The organism is Actinomadura sp. BRA 177 (assembly GCF_013372625.1).
In the GTDB taxonomy this organism is placed as follows: domain Bacteria; phylum Actinomycetota; class Actinomycetes; order Streptosporangiales; family Streptosporangiaceae; genus Spirillospora.
This window is the reverse complement of record NZ_JABXFD010000125.1, coordinates 1-5,809: the sequence shown is the minus strand read 5'-3', so window position 1 is coordinate 5,809 and position 5,809 is coordinate 1. Positions and strand designations below refer to the sequence as shown.

Annotated in this window: 4 protein-coding genes; 2 read left to right on the top strand and 2 right to left on the bottom strand. The window is 69.4% G+C overall.

All coding sequences use genetic code 11. From position 1 onward, the window contains the following. Positions 1–1,324 (bottom strand): hypothetical protein (locus HUX53_RS03495; protein ID WP_217919037.1); only part of this gene is annotated, 1,324 nt, incomplete at its 3' end. A 676-nt stretch (positions 1,325–2,000) separates the two neighbouring features. Here HUX53_RS03495 and HUX53_RS03490 point away from each other — a divergent pair. After that, entirely contained in the window at positions 2,001–3,014 is a 1,014-nt protein-coding gene (locus HUX53_RS03490; RefSeq protein ID WP_176401725.1) for a TerC family protein, read from the top strand. 73 nt (positions 3,015–3,087) lie between these two features. Further along, a complete protein-coding gene (locus HUX53_RS03485) occupies positions 3,088–5,283 on the top strand; it encodes an acyl-CoA dehydrogenase (protein WP_176401724.1) in 2,196 nt (731 codons plus the stop codon). A 6-nt stretch (positions 5,284–5,289) separates the two neighbouring features. Here the strand turns inward: HUX53_RS03485 and HUX53_RS03480 are convergent, their stop codons facing one another. Then, complete coding sequence (locus HUX53_RS03480; RefSeq protein WP_176401723.1) at positions 5,290–5,634, bottom strand: hypothetical protein; 345 nt, start codon at positions 5,632–5,634, stop codon at positions 5,290–5,292. Between the last annotated feature and the right edge of the window lie 175 nt (positions 5,635–5,809).

Genomic DNA, 5,809 nt, shown 5'->3' with positions numbered 1-5,809 from the left:
GGCGGCGTCCCGTGATGTCGACCTGCCCGGGTACCCTGCACGTCCCCCAGATGACAGGGCTGCGGCTGACCACCTCGACCTTGTCAGGCTTGCTACTGGTGCCGCGTATACGGCCTCTGCGTCGGTCCTGTGCTTGTGTGCGGCCGCCGTCGCGTATCGGTGCAATACCGTCCAGGAACGAGCGGCCTTGGTTGTGCGTATGCACCTGCGCCAGGTTGATGAGGTAGCGGCCATAGGCAGCGGCATCGGTGTCGCTGGCGTTGGCCAGCCAGTCGGGTATGCGCTGTTGAATCTGGCGAATGCTCGACATGGAGTGGGCGCTCAGCTCTTCTATGCTGGGTACTGCGCGGGTGAGGCTTATGGGGGCGCTGGGTTGGCTGTGTGGCTCGCGGTCTTGGGCCGCGCCTAACTGGCCGAGGGTGTCGATTTGCATGGCGATCAGGGCACAGGCCAGGCTGTCGAAAAAGTTGCCGGTCGGTTCAGACAGGCGCCATTGCAGCGCTATATCCTGTTGCGCGCCGGTCACTTGGGTCGCCAGGTTTTCGCCAAGCGCTTGCAATGAGTCAAATTTCTCGTAGCCGCTGACCAGCGAGTAGGTGAGGATCCGGGTTGTTTTTCCGTGCTCGCCGATCAATACCGCCTTGTCCAGTACGCCGGCATGGTGGGTCTGGCCATTGCGCAGAATATCGACATCAATCAGATAGGCCCTGCTTTTGTACGGGTTCTTGAGGCTGCGGTTTTCCTGTTGGGGGGAGTGAAACAGCATGCGGGCCATGGCACAGTCATCGGCATCCCAGCCTTCCACCGTGCTCACGTTCCATACCTTGCACAGTGAGTTGGCGAACACTTGCCAGCGCGGGCCGCTGCTGCCGTTCGATTGGTTCCAGTAATCGAGCTGCTGTTCCTGAAACGCAGTGAACAGCAGCGGCGACAGCTCATTGATCAAGCGCCCCACGGCATCGATCTTCACCGGCAGGTGCACGTCATTGCTGGCACTGGGTTGGAGTGAAAGGTAATGCTCGCCGTCGATATAGATGACAGGGTCGGGCGATATGGCCTGGCGTGCGAGGACGGAAGTGAGCGGTTCGAAAAAACCATCCAGCGAAACGATTTTATCGTCAACGATTTGCCAGCGCGGTGTACAGACCATGGCCAGGTCCGGGTTGATGTCCACCGTGGGGTACTGCTCGCGCAGGGCGTTGCGCAACGTGGCACTGGCCACTTCCCGGCTGGTGGGGCCGGCGGTCATTTGGGTCAGCAGTTCATAGACATTGGGCGGTCGATCGTTTTGAGGCGTATCCGTGACGGGCGTGCTGTTAGGCATCTGCAGTTCCTTGGCGAGCGTTGGCCCGCGCGGCAGCGACGGGCCTTGGGAGGCGCAAGGTAACGATTCCAGATACGGCGAGAACGGTAGATAAATAAGGGCAAGCAAGCCCGCCCCGCTAAGGGTCAGGTACCGGACTTGAGCTCGGTCCAGGCCCGCGGCCCGGGGCGCCCCGCCCCACGGCGCTGCCGCGGGCCGCGGCCGCCTTCCTCGCTGTCGCTCCTGCAGCCCTGGCGCTCCCGCGGACTGGGGTGGCGACGGCCGGAGGCCTCGCCGTGCGCGGCGCTGACACCCAACGCGTACCGACCCGTCGCTCGCCGCGCGGCTCGCCTCGGCCGCCGCCGAGCGCTCGGCGCTGCTGCCAGGGGAGGACGACGCCGTCGACCAGCTCGCGAGCGTCTACCGGGAACTGGCCGACACCCGCCGCTGAGCCTGGACGCGGAGTTAGACGCGCTAACCGGGGACATGGTTCGGAACGTGCCCGGGAATTTTCGGCGCACCCGGGAACGCCGCCGCGACGACCTGCGTTGAAGTAGGCAATTGGAGGGGAGTATCCCCGCGCGCGGTTCTCGTCAATACGGTCGGCCCATGCCGGCCCGGGTTCCGCGGCCCGCACATCCTTCTCAGGGCGGGAGAGACCTCCAGCGCTCGTTCGTGTCCGCTGGAGGTGTTCACGTTGACCGTTTCACCCCTGGTGTGGGGCCTGACCATCGCAGGCATCCTCGCCGTCATCGCCGCCGACCTGTTCCTGATCCACCGCAACGACACGCGGGAGTTCACCACCCGCAGGGCGGCGTTCTGGTCCTCGATCTACATCGGCCTCGCCGTGCTGTTCGGCATCGGCGTCTGGCTGTTCGCCGGCGGCCGGTACGCCGGCGAGTACTTCGGCGGGTTCGTCACCGAGAAGAGCCTGAGCGTCGACAACCTCTTCGTCTTCATGGTGATCCTCACCCGGTTCGCGGTGCCGAAGCAGGCGCAGCACACCGTGCTGATGGCGGGCATCGTGATCGCGCTGCTGCTGCGCGGCATCTTCATCGCGGTCGGCGCCGCAGCGATCTCGACCTTCACGTGGGTCTTCTTCCTCTTCGGCGCGTTCCTGCTGTGGACCGCGATCGGGCTGGTGCGCGGCGGCGACGAGGACGAGTTCAAGGAGAACCGGCTGCTGCGCTGGTCCAAGCGCGTCATCCCCACCTCGGACGAGTACGCGGGCAGCCGCTTCGTCACCCGGGTGGACGGCCGCCGGCTGATGACGCCGATGGCCATCGTCATGATCGCGATCGGCTCCACCGACGTGCTGTTCGCGCTGGACTCCATCCCGGCGATCTTCGGGCTGACCACCGAGCCGTACCTGGTGTTCACGGCCAACGCGTTCGCGCTGATGGGCCTGGTCCAGCTGTACTTCCTAATCGGCGGCCTGACTGACCGGCTGGTCTACCTGGCGCACGGGCTGGCGTTCATCCTCGGCTTCATCGGGGTCAAGCTGATCTTCCACGCGCTGCACGAGTACGGTGTGGCCTGGGCGCCGGAGATCCCGATCTGGCTGTCCCTCGCGGTCATCGCCGGGACCCTGACGGCCACGACCGTGGCGAGCCTCGCCGCCGCGCGCAAGCCGTCGGACAAGGGGCTGCGCGAGCCGCTGGCCGAGGTCGGCTCGGACGAGCCGGACGCGGCCGCGACACGCGACAGCTGAGACCCGCGCCACTCGCCTCGCACCCGAATCCTGTTCTAGAATCTCGGTCAAAAGGTCTGAGAGAGGGTTACGCATGGCCATCGGGCTGACCGAGGAGCACGAGGCGCTCGCCGAATCGGTGCGCGGCTTCGCCGAGCGCAACATCCCGGCGACGGCCGTCCGGGCCGTGCTGGACGCCGACGCGGAGGCCAGGCCCGGGTTCTGGCCCGCCCTGGCGGAGCAGGGCCTGCTGGGCCTGCACCTGGACGAGGAGCACGGCGGGCAGGGCTTCGGGCTGCTGGAGCTGTCGGTCGTGCTGGAGGAACTGGGCCGCGCCGCCGCGCCCGGCCCGTTCCTGCCGACCGTCCTCGCGAGCGCGGTCATCGACGCGTCCAGCAACGCCAAGCTGCGCGCGGAGCTGCTGCCCGCGCTCGCCGACGGGTCGAAGACCGCCGCCGTCGCGCTGGACGGCGCGCTGACCGGCCGCCGCGACGGCGACTCGCTGGTCGTGTCCGGCACGTCCGGGACGGTGCTCGGCGCCGCGCTCGCCGACGTGGTCGTCCTGCCGGTCGCGGACGGCGACGGGGAGCAGTGGGTCGCGGTCGACGCCGCCGACCTGACCGTCACCCCGGTCGCGAGCCTGGACCGGGTCCGCCGCGTCGCCGCCGTCGGGGCGTCCGACGTGGCCGTCGCCGCCGACCGCGTCGTGGACGGCCTCACCACCGGCCGGGTCGCCGACCTCGCCGCCGCGCTGTTCGGCGCGGAGGCCGCCGGCCTCGCCGGGTGGCTGGTCGAGACCGCGGCCGAGTACGCCAAGGTCCGCGAGCAGTTCGGCCGCCCGATCGGCCAGTTCCAGGGCGTCAAGCACAAGGCCGCCCGCAGCCTGATCGCGCTGGAGCAGGCCCGCGCCGCCGCGTGGGACGCCGCCCGCGCCATGGACGAGGGCACCGAGGAGGCCGGGTTCGCCGCCGCGGTCTCCGCCGTCATCGCGCTCGACGCCGGCGTGCAGACCGCTCGCGACGCCATCCAGATCCTCGGCGGCATCGGCTTCACCTGGGAGCACGACGCGCACGTCTACCTGCGCCGCGCGCTCACCCTGCGGTCGCTGCTCGGCCCGTCCAAGGACTGGGCCGCCAAGGTCGCGGCGGAGGCACTGGGCGAGGGCCGCCGCGAGGTCGTCCTCGAACTCGACGCGGACGCGCAGCCGCTGCGCGAGCGGATCCGCGCCGAGATCGCCGAGCTGGCCGCGGTCGATGACAAGAACGCCCTGGCCGAGCGGATGGGCGACGAGGGCTGGACCGTCCCGCACTTCCCGAAGCCGTGGGGCCGCGAGTCCGGGCCGGTCGAGCAGATCCTCATCCAGCAGGAGCTGCGGGCCGCCAAGGTCAAGGCCCCGAACCTGGGCATCGGCGCGTGGCTGGTGCCGTCCCTCGTCCGGTACGCGTCGGACGAGCAGAAGGAGCGCTTCCTGCGCCCGACGCTCCAGGGCAAGATCGTCTGGTGCCAGCTGTTCTCCGAGCCGGGCGCCGGGTCCGACCTCGCCTCCCTGTCGATGAAGGCGGAGCGGGTCGAGGGCGGCTGGAAGCTGACCGGCCAGAAGATCTGGACGTCCCTGGCGCAGCACGCCCAGTGGGGCTTCTGCATCGCCCGCACCGACTTCGACGCGGCCAAGCACGACGGCATCACCTACTTCCTCGTCGACATGAAGGCCGACGGCGTGGACGTCCGCCCGCTGCGCGAGCTGACCGGCGAGGCGCTGTTCAACGAGGTGTTCCTGGACGGCGTCTTCGTCCCGGACGAGCAGGTCGTCGGCGAGGTGAACCGCGGCTGGCAGGTCGCGCGCAACACCCTCTCCAACGAGCGCGTGTCGCTGTCGACCGGCGGCGGCCTCGGCATGGGCGTCCCCGAGCTGCTGAACTTCTTCAAGGGCCGGGAGCTGGACGCCGTCGTCACCGCCGAGGTCGGCAAGCTGATCGCGCAGGGCCAGTCCATCGACCTGCTGGGCCTGCGCACCACCCTGAAGCAGCTGAACGGCGTGGAGCCGGGCGCGGAGGCCAGCGTCCGCAAGCTCCTCGGCGTCCAGTTCAACCAGGACGTGGCCGACTACTGCTGGGGCGCGCAGGGCACGGCCGCCGCCACCGAGGTCCCCATGACCGAGAGCGGCATCGTCGCCCGCGCCATGCTGTTCAGCCGCGCGATGACCATCTACGGCGGCACGACGGAGGTCCAGCTGAACATCATCGGCGAGCGCCTCCTCGGCCTCCCCCGCGACCCGGAGCCCGGCAAGTAGGGCCGGTCAGCGGGGCCGGAAGGTGTAGGTGAGGTTCACCAGGACGATGCCGGCGATGGTGATCAGCAGGCCGGGCAGGCCGGCGTTGACGACGGCGATCGCGCTCAGCGGGATCGCGGCGAGCAGCGACAGCACCGCCATGGCCAGGCTGTGATCGTGCTCGCCGCCGCGTTGCGGTTCCGGTGCCGGACGGTGCCGGGGCCGCGGCGCGGCGGCGGTGCGGGCGCCGAGGGCCTCCTCGATGCGGTCCACGACCGTCTCGATGAAGGCGTCGTCGTAGTCGGGCCCGAGCTCGCGGCGGGCCGCCATCGCCGCCGTGAGGTCCTCGCGGGGCAGCCGTGGGGTGGTCATGCCTCCGTTATAGGCAGCCGGCGGCCCCGGCCGCGTCACCCCGAGGGGCGAACCGGCCCGTACCCCGCAGGTAGCAACCGGAATACACTGCCGCTTTCGCCACAGATCAGCGGGAGGTCTTCGTGACCCGTTCGAGCGTTCTGGCCGTCTGCGCCGTCGCGGTGCTCGCGTTGGG

Bases quoted from the DNA above. Each gene is read 5' to 3' on its own strand.
- HUX53_RS03485 (WP_176401724.1), top strand. From the start codon at position 3,088: ATGGCCATCGGGCTGACCGAGGAGCACGAGGCGCTCGCCGAATCGGTG.
- HUX53_RS03480 (WP_176401723.1), bottom strand. From the start codon at position 5,634: ATGACCACCCCACGGCTGCCCCGCGAGGACCTCACGGCGGCGATGGCG.